The 15,015-nt window shown below is 38.7% G+C and carries 20 protein-coding genes; 14 read left to right on the plus strand and 6 right to left on the minus strand.

The window, feature by feature from the left end; all coding sequences use genetic code 11:
* The first annotated feature begins 28 nt into the window (after positions 1–28).
* Genes ACKWCA_RS07350 through ACKWCA_RS07360 form a run of 3 tightly spaced genes read left to right on the plus strand, consistent with a single transcriptional unit; the run spans position 29 to position 834 of the window.
* Complete coding sequence (locus ACKWCA_RS07350) at positions 29–112, plus strand: DUF3140 domain-containing protein (RefSeq protein ID WP_413978029.1); 84 nt, start codon at positions 29–31, stop codon at positions 110–112.
* Positions 113–135: 23 nt separating this feature from the next.
* Entirely contained in the window at positions 136–309 is a 174-nt protein-coding gene (locus ACKWCA_RS07355; protein WP_413978030.1) for a DUF3140 domain-containing protein, read from the plus strand.
* A 3-nt stretch (positions 310–312) separates the two neighbouring features.
* Positions 313–834, plus strand: coding sequence for a DUF421 domain-containing protein (locus tag ACKWCA_RS07360; RefSeq protein ID WP_413977524.1), 522 nt, complete (start codon positions 313–315; stop codon positions 832–834).
* 546 nt (positions 835–1,380) lie between these two features.
* Here the strand turns inward: ACKWCA_RS07360 and ACKWCA_RS07365 are convergent.
* Together ACKWCA_RS07365 and ACKWCA_RS07370 are read right to left on the minus strand one after the other, a co-directional pair.
* Entirely contained in the window at positions 1,381–2,412 is a 1,032-nt protein-coding gene (locus ACKWCA_RS07365; RefSeq protein WP_413977525.1) for a helix-turn-helix domain-containing protein, read from the minus strand.
* Between the two features lie 211 nt (positions 2,413–2,623).
* A complete protein-coding gene (locus ACKWCA_RS07370; protein WP_413977526.1) occupies positions 2,624–2,866 on the minus strand; it encodes a hypothetical protein in 243 nt (80 codons plus the stop codon).
* Positions 2,867–3,020: 154 nt separating this feature from the next.
* Between ACKWCA_RS07370 and ACKWCA_RS07375 the strand changes: the two genes are divergently transcribed.
* The 10 genes from ACKWCA_RS07375 to ACKWCA_RS07420 all read left to right on the plus strand — a co-directional run bounded on the left by ACKWCA_RS07375 (position 3,021) and on the right by ACKWCA_RS07420 (position 11,976).
* On the plus strand, positions 3,021–4,823 hold the full coding sequence (locus ACKWCA_RS07375) for a glycoside hydrolase family 15 protein (protein ID WP_413977527.1): 1,803 nt from the start codon (positions 3,021–3,023) through the stop codon (positions 4,821–4,823).
* A 129-nt stretch (positions 4,824–4,952) separates the two neighbouring features.
* Positions 4,953–5,783 carry a TerC family protein gene (locus ACKWCA_RS07380; RefSeq protein WP_413977528.1) on the plus strand — a complete coding sequence of 277 codons (831 nt, stop codon included), beginning with the start codon at positions 4,953–4,955 and terminating at the stop codon, positions 5,781–5,783.
* A gap of 20 nt (positions 5,784–5,803) precedes the next feature.
* Complete coding sequence (locus tag ACKWCA_RS07385; RefSeq protein ID WP_413977529.1) at positions 5,804–6,670, plus strand: hypothetical protein; 867 nt, start codon at positions 5,804–5,806, stop codon at positions 6,668–6,670.
* Between the two features lie 100 nt (positions 6,671–6,770).
* Positions 6,771–7,550, plus strand: a complete 780-nt coding sequence (locus ACKWCA_RS07390; protein WP_413977530.1) for a hypothetical protein — start codon at positions 6,771–6,773, stop codon at positions 7,548–7,550.
* Between the two features lie 107 nt (positions 7,551–7,657).
* Positions 7,658–8,479: a phosphatase PAP2 family protein gene (locus ACKWCA_RS07395; RefSeq protein ID WP_413977531.1), complete on the plus strand. Its 822-nt coding sequence runs from the start codon at positions 7,658–7,660 to the stop codon at positions 8,477–8,479.
* 122 nt (positions 8,480–8,601) lie between these two features.
* Positions 8,602–9,033 carry a DoxX family protein gene (locus tag ACKWCA_RS07400; RefSeq protein ID WP_413977532.1) on the plus strand — a complete coding sequence of 144 codons (432 nt, stop codon included), beginning with the start codon at positions 8,602–8,604 and terminating at the stop codon, positions 9,031–9,033.
* Positions 9,034–9,052: 19 nt separating this feature from the next.
* Positions 9,053–10,033 carry an NADP-dependent oxidoreductase gene (locus ACKWCA_RS07405; protein ID WP_413977533.1) on the plus strand — a complete coding sequence of 327 codons (981 nt, stop codon included), beginning with the start codon at positions 9,053–9,055 and terminating at the stop codon, positions 10,031–10,033.
* Between the two features lie 43 nt (positions 10,034–10,076).
* Positions 10,077–10,586, plus strand: a complete 510-nt coding sequence (locus ACKWCA_RS07410; RefSeq protein WP_413977534.1) for a lactoylglutathione lyase family protein — start codon at positions 10,077–10,079, stop codon at positions 10,584–10,586.
* A gap of 96 nt (positions 10,587–10,682) precedes the next feature.
* Entirely contained in the window at positions 10,683–11,540 is an 858-nt protein-coding gene (locus tag ACKWCA_RS07415) for a phospholipase A (RefSeq protein ID WP_413977535.1), read from the plus strand.
* Positions 11,541–11,565: 25 nt separating this feature from the next.
* Complete coding sequence (locus ACKWCA_RS07420; RefSeq protein WP_413977536.1) at positions 11,566–11,976, plus strand: hypothetical protein; 411 nt, start codon at positions 11,566–11,568, stop codon at positions 11,974–11,976.
* A gap of 92 nt (positions 11,977–12,068) precedes the next feature.
* On the opposite strand, the gene ACKWCA_RS07425 is transcribed toward ACKWCA_RS07420, so the two are convergent.
* The 4 genes from ACKWCA_RS07425 to ACKWCA_RS07440 form a co-directional block, all read right to left on the minus strand.
* Positions 12,069–12,413: a hypothetical protein gene (locus tag ACKWCA_RS07425; RefSeq protein WP_413977537.1), complete on the minus strand. Its 345-nt coding sequence runs from the start codon at positions 12,411–12,413 to the stop codon at positions 12,069–12,071.
* Between the two features lie 264 nt (positions 12,414–12,677).
* Positions 12,678–12,842 carry a DUF1328 family protein gene (locus ACKWCA_RS07430; RefSeq protein WP_413977538.1) on the minus strand — a complete coding sequence of 55 codons (165 nt, stop codon included), beginning with the start codon at positions 12,840–12,842 and terminating at the stop codon, positions 12,678–12,680.
* A gap of 128 nt (positions 12,843–12,970) precedes the next feature.
* A complete protein-coding gene (locus ACKWCA_RS07435; RefSeq protein WP_413977539.1) occupies positions 12,971–13,678 on the minus strand; it encodes an SOS response-associated peptidase in 708 nt (235 codons plus the stop codon).
* A gap of 294 nt (positions 13,679–13,972) precedes the next feature.
* Positions 13,973–14,422 (minus strand): ferritin-like domain-containing protein, encoded by a 450-nt coding sequence (locus tag ACKWCA_RS07440; protein WP_413977540.1) that lies wholly within the window; start codon positions 14,420–14,422, stop codon positions 13,973–13,975.
* Positions 14,423–14,732: 310 nt separating this feature from the next.
* Here ACKWCA_RS07440 and ACKWCA_RS07445 point away from each other — a divergent pair, with 310 nt between their 5' ends.
* Positions 14,733–14,945 carry a hypervirulence associated TUDOR domain-containing protein gene (locus ACKWCA_RS07445; protein ID WP_413977541.1) on the plus strand — a complete coding sequence of 71 codons (213 nt, stop codon included), beginning with the start codon at positions 14,733–14,735 and terminating at the stop codon, positions 14,943–14,945.
* Positions 14,946–15,015 lie beyond the last annotated feature (70 nt).

Here is a 15,015-nt window from a genome sequence, read left to right on the forward strand (position 1 = left end):
ATATCAGCAATTTTACGATGCTGTGAACATGGCACCAAGTGAACTGGAAGACTGGTTAAAAAAAGAAGAATCGAAAGAAGTCGGTCAAGACAGTGGTGCCGAGAAGCCGTAGGCCATAAAAGCGGGAAGAGAATCATTGAGATTAAGAGAACAAAAAAAGAAGAGCTTACAGATGATGATTACGACCATATGAATAAGGTGGCCGGGTATATCAATCGGCATACCGCACAACGGCCCGATGGCGATGTAGAAGACTCCAACTGGCGCTATAGTTTAATGAATTGGGGCTACGACCCCTGTAAATCATAAGGAATGGAAAAATGGTTTAAATTTTCTTGGGATGGCCTTATCGCAATTAGTCTCACAGGAATAGGAATTTATATAGCAATCCTGTTGTTGACTCGATTAATGGGCAAACGAAGCTTTTCGAAAATGAGTAGTTTTGATTTTGCCATTACTGTGGCCTTGGGCTCCATGGTAGCTACTACGGTTTTATCGAAATCGGTCAGCTTATGGCAGGGTATTGTAGGGCTCACTATTTTGTATTTTCTGCAATTGGCCATGGCCTATCTCAGACGTTTCCCTGTCATTTCCGACTTGACCGATAACAGGCCTTTATTGCTGATGAGGGGAAGCGCGGTATTTCATGAAAATTTGAAAAAAGCTAGGGTTACGGAGTCTGATTTGAAGGCCAAACTCAGGGAAGCGAATGTTCTTGAACTGTCACAAGTGCGCGCCGTGGTCTTCGAAACAACAGGTGATATTGCCGTGTTGCACACCGATGAAGATGGCCAACAGGTTGAAGATTATATCCTAGAAGGAGTAAAAGAGTGATTACTTGTCGATATAAAATTATAAAGAAAAACCGCCGATTTCAATCATTAGTTTTTCGTAGTGATTGGAAATTTAAACTGACAACTGGTTTAAAGATTGACTTCTCAGAAGAACATCGCACAAACAAAAAAGAGGGCTTTCGCCCTCTTTTCCTTTTTTAAACTTTCTGTTCCTTTATGAGAATCTTATCAATCTCAAGGCGGTATGTCTTCTATGGTTTTTCCAGCTCTCATGGCGAGTCAATGACCTAAAAGTAACTGCGCTATTTTCTAATTGTTTTCTTGTATGTTTCATTTTTTATTTCCTTAACTTACTTTTGTGACGGGCGCATTATGCACCCTTATCTACACGGTTTATTAGACGTAGAACCATCTTTATAATTACATTGTTGTGAAGAGTTTAACATATAGATTTTGAGCATTTTATTTAGGAATGATTAACTAGATAAAAATGAATTCAGCGAAACTCTTTGTTTAGAATTATTTTGCCTATCCATATAAAAAAACCGCCTGAAAAAGGCGGAGTAGATGCGACTAAAGTATTGAACTATGCTGTTATGGTGCTATTGTTTTGATGTTCTTGGTAATATTTTGGGCTACAGTTATATTTTTGCTTGAATATTTTTGAAAAATAGCTTCTGCTGGTCAGTCCTATAGTATAAACAATTTCGGAAATGTTCAAATCAGTGGTTCGTATCAATTTTTCTGAAGTCTCAACTCTAATATTTCTAATATAATCAGATACTGTTCTGTCATGTAACAGTTTGAAACCTTCCTGTAGTTTTGAAGGAGACATCCCTACCTTTTTGCTCAAGTATTCCAAACTATAATTGACTTCTGGGTAGTTTTGAATGAAGCTTGAAAGTTCCTTGATGTTGTCCATTTCCTTTCTAGTAAGAGAACCAAAGTTCTGTTTAGCATTTTTCACATCTTCATTGTGTTGTTGAATTTCCAGTGCTAGCATCGTATGAACAATGCCTTTTATCAGTAATCGCCTTACGATTCCACCTTGTTTCAACGTTTCTAATTGCTGCATTTGTTCGGCGATTTTCAAATTATAAGAACCTGTATATGCGAATATTTCTTTTCCTTCTTTGGGCATGAACGTTTTTAAAAGCTGTGTTTGTAGCAAATTGACTGTTTCATCTTCCTTGGCTTGGGCATGCGTGTTTACGATAATGCTGGCTAGTTTTACAGCTTGGTCTTTTCTGAAAAATAAAACGGTGTCCTTGCTTGGGTCGCTCGCGAATATTCCAGTTTGAAATTGGTTCAAAGACCTTTTTGTACCATTTACACCGAAACTGTGGTTCATTTGTCCTTTGGCGCAATACAAAAAGTGTATGGGATTGGTAACAGGTGTGTTTCTGATAAGTAGTGTGTCCTCTTTAAAAGTAACGTCATATTCGACGAAAGAAATGTTTCGATTTATAGCTACACCTATTATTTCGCCGTGAACTAAATCATTATCAAGTACTAATCCATACTCTTTTTGGCTGGCGTTTAAGCGTCCGCCCAAATCCTCTTTTAATTGTGTAAAGGTTTGTGCAACATTATTTGTTTTAAGTTCTATTATTTTCATGTTTTTTTCTTTTTAGATTTAAGGTTTCATTTTTTCGAGCATCTTTCATGATGATGATTTACATCGTTGAAAGATGAATTCTGATGTGATGCCGTGAATACAAAGAGAGCAAGTCGCGCTCCCCCTGGAGATAGCGTACGAAAAGGATTTTCGGACAGGGCAATTTAACGTGTTTGACTGAGAGACAGTCTATAGCCGAACCAAGAAACACTTAAGTGTTATACTCCAATTCTTGATTGGTCATTCCTAGAATGAAATTATCAGGTTGGGTATCCTCTTTTTCCTTTGAACTAATTTTTGACCATGTTCGACCCACTCGGGAATTGGTTTTGCTTCTGTCACTCTTTTCTTCCATGGTTGTAGCTATCGTAATTTCGGTATTCTGTATTTCCATTCCTTGTACTGTACAAAGGTCACAACTAGACCCGCTTCTTTCCTTACACAATTTTCGCATTCTGTTATATAATTATGGGAAAACACCCTATTTCTGACTTAAAACGTTCAGATGTTGATGGGTTTAAGAGAATTCTACCGATTCTTAGAAGCCATTGTCTACTTTCCCTTTTGGGATATACGGTCCCTCAACAAAAGCGAAAATCGAACTACCTATGGATAATTTGGATTACGGAATTATTGGAAATTGCAAAAGTGCCGCATTAATATCAAAATCAGGAAGTACGGATTGGTGCTGTCTACCGGAGTTCGATTCGGCATCCGTTTTCGCCAAACTGCTTGATGATGAAATTGGAGGAAGCTTTGGGTTTACGGTAAATGATTCATACACCATAGAACAGCACTACGAGTTGAACACCTGTATTTTAATAACAGTCTTTACTTCTGGCGATGACAGTTTTGAAATACATGATTTTATGCCAAGATATCGTATTCAAAATGGCAAACATCACGCTCCACCAGAGCTTATACGTTTCGTGAAATTAATTTCAGGATCTCCGAAATTCAAAGTCGACTACAACCCTAAACTAGAATACGCTAGAGGCGAGACCAAAACCTATATCAAAGAACATTTCATTGCAAGCCTGACACGGGAGGTAAAATTTGACACAGTGTTTTTATATACTTCCTACAATAAGAAATCAGTAGTGCATCAAAAGGAAATAACGATTAACGAAGATGGTTTTTTTCTTTTGGGATATAATGAAAAAATAATACCTCCCAATATTGAGAAAGTATTTATGGAGTTGGAACGTACCAGAATATACTGGCTTGATTGGTCTGAACGTACGAGCACCTACCAAAAATTCGATTCGGAGATAAAGCGGAGTGCATTGACCTTAAAACTATTGAGCTACGATAAGACCGGTGCCGTTTTAGCAGCGGCCACGACCTCGTTGCCCGAAGCCATTGGCGAGGAGCGCAATTGGGATTATCGTTTCTGTTGGATTCGTGATGCATCAATGGTCATTAAAGTGGTTTCTGAGCTAGGTCATAAGAATATCGCCAGAAGATACTTAAATTTCATAATCGATTTAATGCCCGACAAGGACGAGAAATTACAAATAATGTACGGCATACACCGTGAGAAGAAATTGACCGAAGAGACCTTAGACCATCTAGCGGGCTATAAAGGTTCAAAGCCGGTTCGTGTGGGAAATGCGGCATATGAGCAAGTTCAAAATGATATGTACGGCATTCTAATGGATGTCATTTATAACCTCATAGATAAATTCCCTATTGAAATCGAAAATGGCGAAGAATTATGGGGAATCACCAAAGGAATCGTTTGGATTGTGGAAAAACACTGGCAGGAAGCGGACAAGGGCATTTGGGAGTTTCGCTCAGAAGACAAACATTTTACCTTTTCAAAAGTACTATGTTGGACGGCCATGGACCGCGCAATCAAAGTAGCTGACAAATTGAACAAACAGCACAAAATAGAGAAGTGGAAGCCTTTGGCGGATAAAATCAAGGAGGATATCATGGAAAATGCTTGGAACGAGGAAAAACAGGCATTTACCCAATCATATGGCTCTGAACATATGGATGCCTCCGTGCTTTTAATGCAATCATACGGTTTTATTGAGGCCAAACATCAAAAATATATAAGTACGGTAATGGCCGTTGAAAAAGACCTTTGCAATGAAGGCCTACTGTATCGATATACAAATAAAGATGATTTTGGGAAACCGTCCTCTTCTTTCACCATTTGTACGTTCTGGTTTATCAATAGTCTTTTTAAGATAGGGGAGGAAGAAAAAGCGCTCGAACATTTTGAGCGGGTTTTATGTTATGGTAACCATCTGGGCCTCTTCAGCGAGGATATTGATTTTGATACCAAAAGGCTGCTTGGAAACTTTCCCCAAGGATATTCGCACTTGGCTCTTATCGAATGTGCGGTTAACTTCTCCGAAAAGACAGAAGAGTCTGTATTGCGAGAAGAAATGCGGAAGTAAAGGAAAATACAACTGTGCTGGTTTACAAAACAACAGGTGCTTTTTGAGCATCCGAATTAAAATTAATCGTTTTACAGTCAAGGCAACAATGTAAACGCGATTATTTTTCTTTCTTTAAATAAACAGATTATGTTTGAGATTTTTTCTAGTGCCGACGCTTGGGTTGCTTTGTTGACCCTTACTTTTTTAGAAATTATTTTAGGGATAGATAATATTGTCTTCATCTCTATCGCAGCCGATAAATTACCCGCCGACCAAAAGAAAAAGGCTACGAATCTAGGCTTGATCATGGCCATGGTACAGCGTATACTACTGTTAATGGGTGTATCGTTTTTAGTCGGCTTGAAGGAGCCTTTTTATACCTTTGATACGTCATGGTTTCAGATGGGTGTAAGTTGGCAAGCTTTGATATTGTTCTTTGGCGGACTTTTTCTTTTGTATAAAAGTACATCGGAAATTCACGAAAAGCTTGACACTCCCTTAGAGGGAGAAAAAAACCTAAAGGCCAAAAAAATAACTTCGCTGCGCAGCGCAATTATTCAAATTGTAATTATTGACTTCATCTTTTCAATAGACTCTATTCTGACCGCCGTAGGTATGACGAACGGTATTGGACAACACCCAAACGATGCATTGATTTTAATGATAATAGCGGTAGTAATATCCATTTTAATCATGATGTTATTCGCCAATCCTATTCGGGTTTTTATTGGCAAACATCCGTCGATGCAGTTGTTGGCATTATCGTTTTTGATATTGATTGGCTTCATGCTGATTACGGAGGCGGCCCATCTTTCCGATACAGTTGTTTTCGGACAAACAGTCGGTGCCATACCTAAAGGCTACCTCTATTTTGCCATAGCCTTTTCACTATTGGTCGAATTCTTGAATATGAAACTCAGGAAACGAACAAGCACTATTGAAAACGATTTTTCACGAAACACTGAACAAGAAAAATGAAGGTAAATGAAACTAGCATAATGTACATAAGACGTATATTAGTCTATCGAATCGTAATCGCACTATCGGTAAGTCTTTCTATGGGATGCGCTTCAAAAAAACCACTTCAAAATGAAACGGTACTAGTAAATCAAGGTCAAAGTCCGATAGTAAAAGATAATCATGATGACATCGGAAAAGTAGCTTTGGTTGAAACAGCGCCGTTATCAAGTTTAGCTACTCCACTTAAAATTTCAATTTTCAGTCCGTCCGAAATTAGAAAATTAACTCGGATAAAAAAACGTGTTAAAAAAAATGCAGATTACTTAGTTCCGAAGTATCCCGTAGCCGACCAAATCGTACGCAATTATACCGAAAGTAAAAATAAAGAGCCAGGTGGCGATTGCCTAGGTGCATGCAAAGCAAGGTTTCATAGGGCTTATAAGGGGATACATGGACATCCCATTTATAAAGATTTACCAGAGAACATCGCTACAAAGTATTATTCCCCGCAGCAGGTTTTCGATCATTTGTATGCCTCCACTTTCGGACCGCACAAGGGCTGGAAAACACTACCCAGAAAATATAGGGCAAGAGGTGGCCCCGGTGCAATTGCAAACGCCGGTATGGGTACTTTGGTAGACTGGTTCGGCATTTGGAGCGGAGAATTGCGACCTGGCGCTGTAATGCAAGTCTGGAAAAGAAAAAATGATTACAAGAAGGTAGTACGAGGTATTCGAGAAAAGGACTTTGATCCTTTTGGGCATTCCTTTATCTTCCTAGGATATGAAAGAGATGCTCACGGCGAAGTAACCGGTTTGCGAATCGCCGACCAAGGTTATCAAAGTTATAGGCCTCTGGTGCCGAGGGATTATGAAGTGTGGTGGGCAGTAAATTTGGAAATATGATACCAAATTTTGAAAAATAATAATAACGATGATGAAATGTATAGCAGATAGCTCCGTTAGTAACTTTAGAGGAGTTAGCACTTTTATAAAATCTTGGATCATGCTATTTTTTACATTGTTTTTCTTTTTGTTTGGTTGCCAGGATGAAAAACCATCCGTAGCAACGAATGACCAAATTGTGGATAGCTACTTGTATAAAAAAAGTGTTGATGCAGTTGATGCCGAAGAAGCCGCAACGCCTTTTGAGTCCTTACCACCTGCGAGTACTGATTCTCTATCTTATGGAGATACTAAACTTGACATCGGTAAGGTGCGACTGAATTTAAAACAACATTTTGACAACGGCAGCATCACAATTGATAGTGTAAAAACAGTATTCGCGGAACAATTGACAGATAAACTGATTCCGTATTGGTACGGAACTCCCTGGAGTTTCGAGGGGCATACTGCGATACCGAAAAAGGGAAGAATAGCTTGTGGTTATTTCATATCGACCACGTTGCGGGATATGGGACTGAAACTCAATCGTTACAAATTGGCACAAAAATCTCCTATAGACGAGGCAAAAGTTATTAGTTGCGGAGCTCCGATTACTTCAATTACTCAAAGCGATTCAAAAGAAGCTTTTCTAGAATTAAACAGACTAACTACAGATGGTATTTATTTCATCGGTTTTGACAAGAGCCATGTGGGCTATTTATTGAAAAAGAGAGGAAAACTATTTTTGGTACACTCCAACTATCTTAGCCCTACATCCGTCTGCATTGAGCGGTTAGAAGATTCTAGGGTATTCGAAAGCTTTTCTACATTTCATTTGGTAGATATTTCAAACAATGAATTATTGCTTGCAAATTGGTTGGGTAACGAACCGATATTTTAGCGATTTCAATTCCATTTCTTTGCCATATAATTAATAGAGCTATTTATTACTTGCATTGCGGCACTCTATGATATGCTATTTCCTGAATTTTAGGAAAAAGTTAAGTCATGTATAAAATCAGCATAATAGGTATTCTAGTTCAATTGGTAATATCCACATCTTGTTACTCGCAAGACAATGATTCGCCTTATTCGTGGGACTGGAAAAAAGACGGTATATGGCTTGGTGCTGGATTCGGTGGTTCTGTTGGAGGCCTTTTGATAGGAAAAGAAAAAACGCCTTATACTGAAGAACAATTAAATGCACTTGATAAGAACGACCTTTTCGTACTAGATCGTTGGGCCGCTGGAAACTATTCTAAGAATGCCAGTGTTGCAAGTGACTATCCTTTCTATGGGTCTTTTGTCGTTCCATTTGCCCTACTTCTTGACGATAAAATAAATAATGAAACCGCAACCGTATTAGGACTCTACCTAGAAAGTTTGGCAACTACTTCGGCTATATTTACCATCACGGCAGGTCTGGTAGATAGACCTCGACCTCTTGTTTTTAGTGAAGATGCACCGCTCGAACGACGACTACGGAAAACCAGTAAGCGTTCGTTCTATTCGGGTCATGTGGCAGCATCTGCGACCGCAATGTTTTTTGCGGCAAAAGTATATAGTGATTTTCATCCCCGGTCTCCTTTACGACCGTATTTCTGGACAGCGGCTTTTACAGTTCCCGCTGCAATAGGATACTTGCGGTTAAAAGCAGGGAAGCACTATTTAACGGATATCGTACTCGGTTACACTTTAGGAGCCTTAACCGGATATTTGGTTCCTGAGCTTCATAAGAAAAAAGAGAAAAGCTTTCAACTATACCCAAGTGCAGGATTGACCCCGATGGGTAGGGAAGTAAATGGACTGGCCATTAGATATTCCTTTTAAACCATCTTTTTTATTTCCGTCGTATTTCATCCTGTCCCAAAAACCACTACTAAAGATGCTTGTAAAATGACATTTAGTTGGCTTACTAAACAAACACCAAAAGAACTTAAAATAAGATACCTATGGAAAAAGAAGTACAAACAACACGTGTTCAAAACATATTCAGAATCCTGTTGGCAATCTTTATGATTTACGCAGGTGTCAGCCACTTAACCTTCAATCGAATAGATTTTCAGGCTCAGGTACCGGATTGGCTGCCTATGAGCAAAGATTTGGTCGTCATTTTATCTGGAATTGTTGAAATAATGCTAGGTCTCGCCTTATTGTTTTGGAAGAAACAACGCGTGAAAATTGGATGGGCATTGGGGCTATTCTTTATCCTCGTATTCCCTGGAAATATTTCTCAATATCTTGAAGGAAGAGACGCGTTCGGAGCATTGGATTCTGATAGAGCACGATTGATTCGGCTTTTCTTTCAGCCCGTCCTTATTGCATGGGCATTATGGTCGGCTGGATCATGGAGAGCATGGAGAAAAACAAAAAAAGAAGTATAACAATATAAAAGTATTAGGTATGAAAGCATTGCAGATAGTAAAATACGGAAACATTAAAGATGGTCTTAATTTCAATGATATCAAAAAACCGACGGTAAAAGCAAATGATATTTTAGTACAAGTCAAGGCAGCGTCTTTAAACCCCATAGATTACAAATTGGTGGAAGGTCATCTAAAAGATATGGTGCCCCTAAGTTTGCCATGTACCATCGGTTTTGATGTGAGCGGTGTAATTGTTGAAAAGGGTTCTGATGTCAGCAATTTCGAAGTGGGCGATGACATATTTTCCCGAGTGCCGCAGCAACAAATGGGAACCGTAGCGGAATATGTAGCTATCAATAGTGACGTTGTTGCTAAGAAACCTACCAATAGTTCGTTCGAAGAAGCCGCAGGTCTCCCTTTGGCGGGGCTTACCGCAATCCAAGCCTTAGAGCGGGTTGGACTAAAAGCAAAAGATAGGGTTCTGATTCACGCAGGGTCAGGCGGAGTAGGTAGCATTGCTATTCAATATGCAAAGGCTAAGGGCGCAATTGTTTATACAACTACTAGCAGCAAAAACATTGACTGGGTCAAAGCCTTGGGAGCTGACCGCGTTATCGATTATAAAACTGAAGATTACAAAGCGATTGCAAAAAATTTGGATATTGTTTTTGATACTTTGGGAGATGAGTACACATTCGAAGCATTTGAAGTTATTAAAGAGGGTGGAAAAGTAACTACGATAGTAGGCCCTCCTGACCAAGAAACAGCAAAGCAGATGGGTATGACAAATTATTCCTTGCCTGAACAGTTATCAGAACTAATTGATAAGAAATCAGCTACGTATAAATTAACATGGATGCAGCCTAATGCTGAACAATTGCGGGGTATCAGTACAATGGTAGAAGATGGTACTCTTAAGCCTATCGTCGACCTTATTTATTCTTTTGAGGATGGAATAAGTGCTTATGAGTACCTAGCCACCGGGAGAGCTAAAGGAAAAGTGATTATTTCAATGTAAAAAGCAGTACAATTACACTAACAATTTTAATAAGGTACAATTTATGAAAAATTCAAACTATCCAAAATCATTTTCCCACATCGGAATTACCGTACCGGATATAAAAAAGGCGGTTAAATTTTACGAGGAAGTCATGGGCTGGTACATCATCATGCAGCCATCTGCTGTTAAAAAAGAAAAAGATACGGCCATAGGCCAAATGTGTATCGATGTTTTTGGGGACGATTGGGAGGAATTTGAAATTGCGCATATGGCTACTTCGGATGGAATAGGAATCGAGTTATTCTCTTTCCCACATGGTGTAAAAGAAGCTCCTGAATTCAATCCTTTCAATACGGGACTTTTCCATTTTTGTATTCAGGATCCCGATATTGAAGGTTTGGTAGATAAGATTGTTTCCTTGGGAGGTAAACAGCGGATGCCGATTAGGGAATACTATCCTAATGAGAAGCCCTACAAAATGTGCTATGTAGAAGACCCATTCGGGATCGTGTTCGAAGTTTATACCCACAGTTACGAACTGACCTATTCTTCCGGTGCATACCAAGATTAAAAAATTTAAAGACATTCAAAAAAAATAACGATGTAAAAATTGGATGCTGGAAGAACCATTTTTTAAGCCATCCTAAATTAACTTAAAACTATTTCAATGCTAAAATACGAGCCCTTTATTACTATGTCAACTGCACTTATTTCAGGGCTGCTATTTCTTGTGTGCCATCAAGCCCAAGGGCAGACCCCTTCGCGTTCTGCTTTCAAGGATACGATGCAACAGATACCTTCCTTCACAATCCATAAAGACAATTATTTCATCTCGGGCGTACCCACCAACATGGCGATAAAAAGTACAACCGCCAATGCAAAATACCAGATTAGCTTTAAACAAATCATTACGCGAAGCAGATTACCGTGGGATACCTACCTCTATCTCACCTATAGCCAGAAGGCGTTTTGGGACATTTATAAAGAATCGTATCCGTTCAAGGAAATCAACTTTAATCCTACCGTAGGAGTCGGTAAGGCATTTTTCAACAAAAACGATAGGCTTCGGGGTATAGGAACCTTAAATTTTGAACATGAATCAAATGGAAGGGATAGCATCTTTTCCAGAAGTTGGAATAGGCTTAGTGCTACATACAACACTACGATTGGTCCTAAAACGATTTTAAGTATCAAAGGTTGGATCCCTTTTGGATACAAGAGTGGTAATCCTGAACTTTTGGATTATGTAGGTCTGGGAGAACTGAGATTATCACATGATTTTATACCGAATAGGTTTAGTATTGAAGTGAAACTGCGAAAAGGTTTACAATGGGATACGAGGGGAATGCTCAGAACGCGACTATATTATCGGCCTTTCAAGAACAAAGGCAACCAATACTTTATGTTGGAGTGGTTTGCCGGACATGCGGAGAACTTGATAAATTACGAGCGATTTACCTCTATGGTTCGTTTTGGTTACGTCATAAAAACTGATGAGCTCAATTTTTTAAAACGAAAGATTTAGAGTGTGCATGCTAAAAACTACAACTATGACACTAAACCATATTAAAATTTCAAAGGGCTTTGTCATTGCAGGCTTGATGAATCTAACAGTCTTGATTTTTTCTAGGTTCTTCACAAATTCGACCATTACAGAATTCGACCCCGAAGTGATGTCGAACTTTGGTATCATAATGATTGCTATTTGGGGATTGGCCTATATCTCAATTGCAAAAAACTACCACCAAGTGAAATGGCTTGTACTGGTCTTTGCCGTCGAAAAATTGATTTATGGTTGCGTCTGGATAAATTGGATGCTCAACCACAACCTCTCAGAAGTGTATGAAAAGGATATTATGGCTGGATTATTTTACTCTATTTACGGAATTAACGATTGGCTGTTTTTTGTGTTTTTCCTATTTGTATTCTTCAAATTATTTGAAAAAAGGATGGAACACTAAATATCACAAAAACCTAAACCCCTTCATTTTTAATATCAATGCATCTCTCCGTTGCAATTGTAGGTGGCCACCAACTTAAGTGTTGATAGCTTTTACTCTTCAATTTCAAATATATTAGCGACCTGCGACATATTTTCTTTAGGAATGGCGTTGAAAAAAGCTCCTATGCTCGTATCACTTGCGGGACTATAATTTGCCAACACGGTACCCTTGCTGCCATCTTTAGTCTCAATAACATATAACATAGACATATCTGACGGATTACTCATGCCTTCGAATCGGTGTTCCGCCACAACATGAATGTCCTCGGGTGCATATTCCGCCTTCGTTTTTAAGTCTATGAGTATATCACGGTCCGGTCTATAGCTTGTCGTGTAACCCTGTTCTTGATATTTTTTGATATAGTCTTTCTCGCTTTTCAAATTTTTGTTTTTCATGATGTGATTTTAAGATTAAAAAAAGAACGAACCCCATTCCAGAGCGGAAGTTGTTCGTTCGTGGTAACCAACCAAACTAATTTTTCGATTATCCTTAATAGTGCCGTTTGGTTAGGCACCTGCTTCTTCGAGCCTTTTTTTAAGTTTAACGTACGGTTTTTGTTTTTTACGAAACTGACTAAAATCTAGAAAGAGACTGCAGAAGTGTATAAATATTTTCCCTGTAATTCCAGTTCAAATGTTGCTAGTGTGTATTAGGTCTAACTATACCTTTGAAGTTCTTCCCCTGATAAGTGAAATCACGAACAAGACCAGAAATATAAAAAATAGGACTTTGGCTATACTTGCAGCCCCGGCTGCTATTCCACCAAATCCAAAAATTCCGGCGATAATCGCCAATATGATAAATGTAATTGTCCAACGTAACATAGTGTGTTGTTTTAAAGGTTAAAAGTTGTGTTGATGCCTTATCAACTTCCTTAAAACAAAGATGGCCAATTGTTTGCGTCTGGGTTTGCTCAATCCATTTGATTCTTAATCCATTAGCGCTTTGCAACTCAAGTGAGGCCAGTAGGCACACTGTCATAAAAAACGGGTTCTAACATCGATTGGTAAGAAATATTATTTTTGTAGAAATCTCGGGCAATAGGATAAGATTTGATTTGGTAGTTGTGCGGCGTATGCAGAATTTCTTTGATTTCATTCATCTCAACTCCTTCTTGCAACCAAGCCGAATGCAATTCCTCGTCAAGAATCATAGGCATAGTCTGGCCAACGTTATGCACTCTTCGAATGATATCATCGGCATTACAGGTAATAATGGAACAGCTCAGAAACCCGTCATCTAGTACGGTGTATATGCCTGCAAGACAGAATGGCAAGCCCAAATCTCTGGTAAAATAGAAGGGATGTATGACTCCGTTTGATAAATATGAAGTGAAAAATCCTGTGACCGGAATTAAACATCGTTTATTAATGAGCGATTTCGCGTACCATAAATTAGTGCTCATTGACTCAAGTGGGGTATTCAGAGTATTACAGATGTTTTGAAAGATGCTCCAATCTTCTTGATAGTTCTGAGGTAAAATCCCCCAAATAGCAGGGGTAATAACATCTTTTTCGTTCATGGATACAACTGGTATCGTTGCTTCTTCAAAACCATTTATCAATATATTTTCATTATAAAGCTGTGGGTATTTAAAAGGACGCCCCAAGGATTTTTCCAATGTTTCTTTGCTTGCCGTATTTGATAGTTTGTAATACATTTTTTTTACTTTGATATGAAATATATGATTTCGATAAATTTCAACTGACCCGATAGCATAAATTAATAGCACCATCAAACTAGACTTTCTTTTTCTATAGGAGTACCATTTGACAAACCAGATTACTTGTAAAAACAAGTAAATAATCCCCGGGGCAAGCCCCGAGGCATTTCAACGGAATTCGTTTTCAAACTTTAAACATTCAATAGCGAGGCAAGCCTCGAGGTATTAACCCAATAGAGAATAAAAAAAGGATGCCTTTTGGCATCCTTTTTATCTGAAATATTCTTGCGCTTAGCTCAAATCTTCCAATCGCTTGATTTGATTTAGATCTGCTTTGATTTTATTCATTTGTTGCGTGAGCAGGGTTGCTGTGCTTGGTGGCAAGGCGGTATCTTTCAATACGTCTTGATATTCCTCGACAGCTGCTTTTTCTCCTCTAATGGATTCTTCCAACATCGATTCGGCATCGTCTGCCGAGAAAAAGGCTTTGGTGTCCATCCAAGCTCTATGTACGGCTCCGGTTACGCTTCCGCCTTTATCCACTTCTTCGCCGAATTTTTTGATTTCTGTCTTTAGTTCGTGACCAAAATCATAACGTTCTTGCTTTTTTCTCTGGAAGAAGTTTTTTAAAGCCGGATTCTCGGTATTTTCGGCCGCTTTTTCATATCCTTTTTCCGCGTCGTATGTTTTTTCTAAAATATTGTTCAAATTGATGCCTACAGTTTCTGTGTATGTGCTCATAATATGTATAGTTTTTAAATGTTTGGAAGCTTCTTTTTAGATGCGTTCCAATTAACATCTGCTACGAATATACCGAGAGATACCAACTGAGCTTGACGCAAAAGGTTTCATTTTTGACACATTCGAATGCATATCGTGTTATGTTGAAATGCAACACTTTTTTTACGGATTGAGACCTTTTTAATAACAGTAGTTTCAGAATTTTGAAGTTAACTTATAACGGAATTTACAGCCGTTCGCTAGATACGATTCTCGCCTAGAGCTCTCAAAATTTAAATGCGGGAGGGCAAATTCCCATAAAAACAATCACATGATCCAAAAAGGAACTAAAGTAAAATGGAATTGGGGTGGAGGCACTGCAACAGGGAAAGTCAAAGAATCTTATACTTCAAAAATAACCAAAACCATCAAAGGGACGGAAGTTACCCGAGATGGCGAAGAAGGGAACAAGGCGTTGTATATTCAACAGGAGGATGGCGATTATGTGCTGAAAAGTGAAAATGAAGTTGAGCGAGTGGATTAGCTTATCTACCTCTTCAAAAAACAAAAAAGGCTATCTTATCAAGGTAGCCTTCTTTATTCGGTTCATTATT

This window comes from Maribacter corallii, assembly GCF_047345415.1.
Classification (GTDB): Bacteria; Bacteroidota; Bacteroidia; order Flavobacteriales; family Flavobacteriaceae; genus Maribacter_C.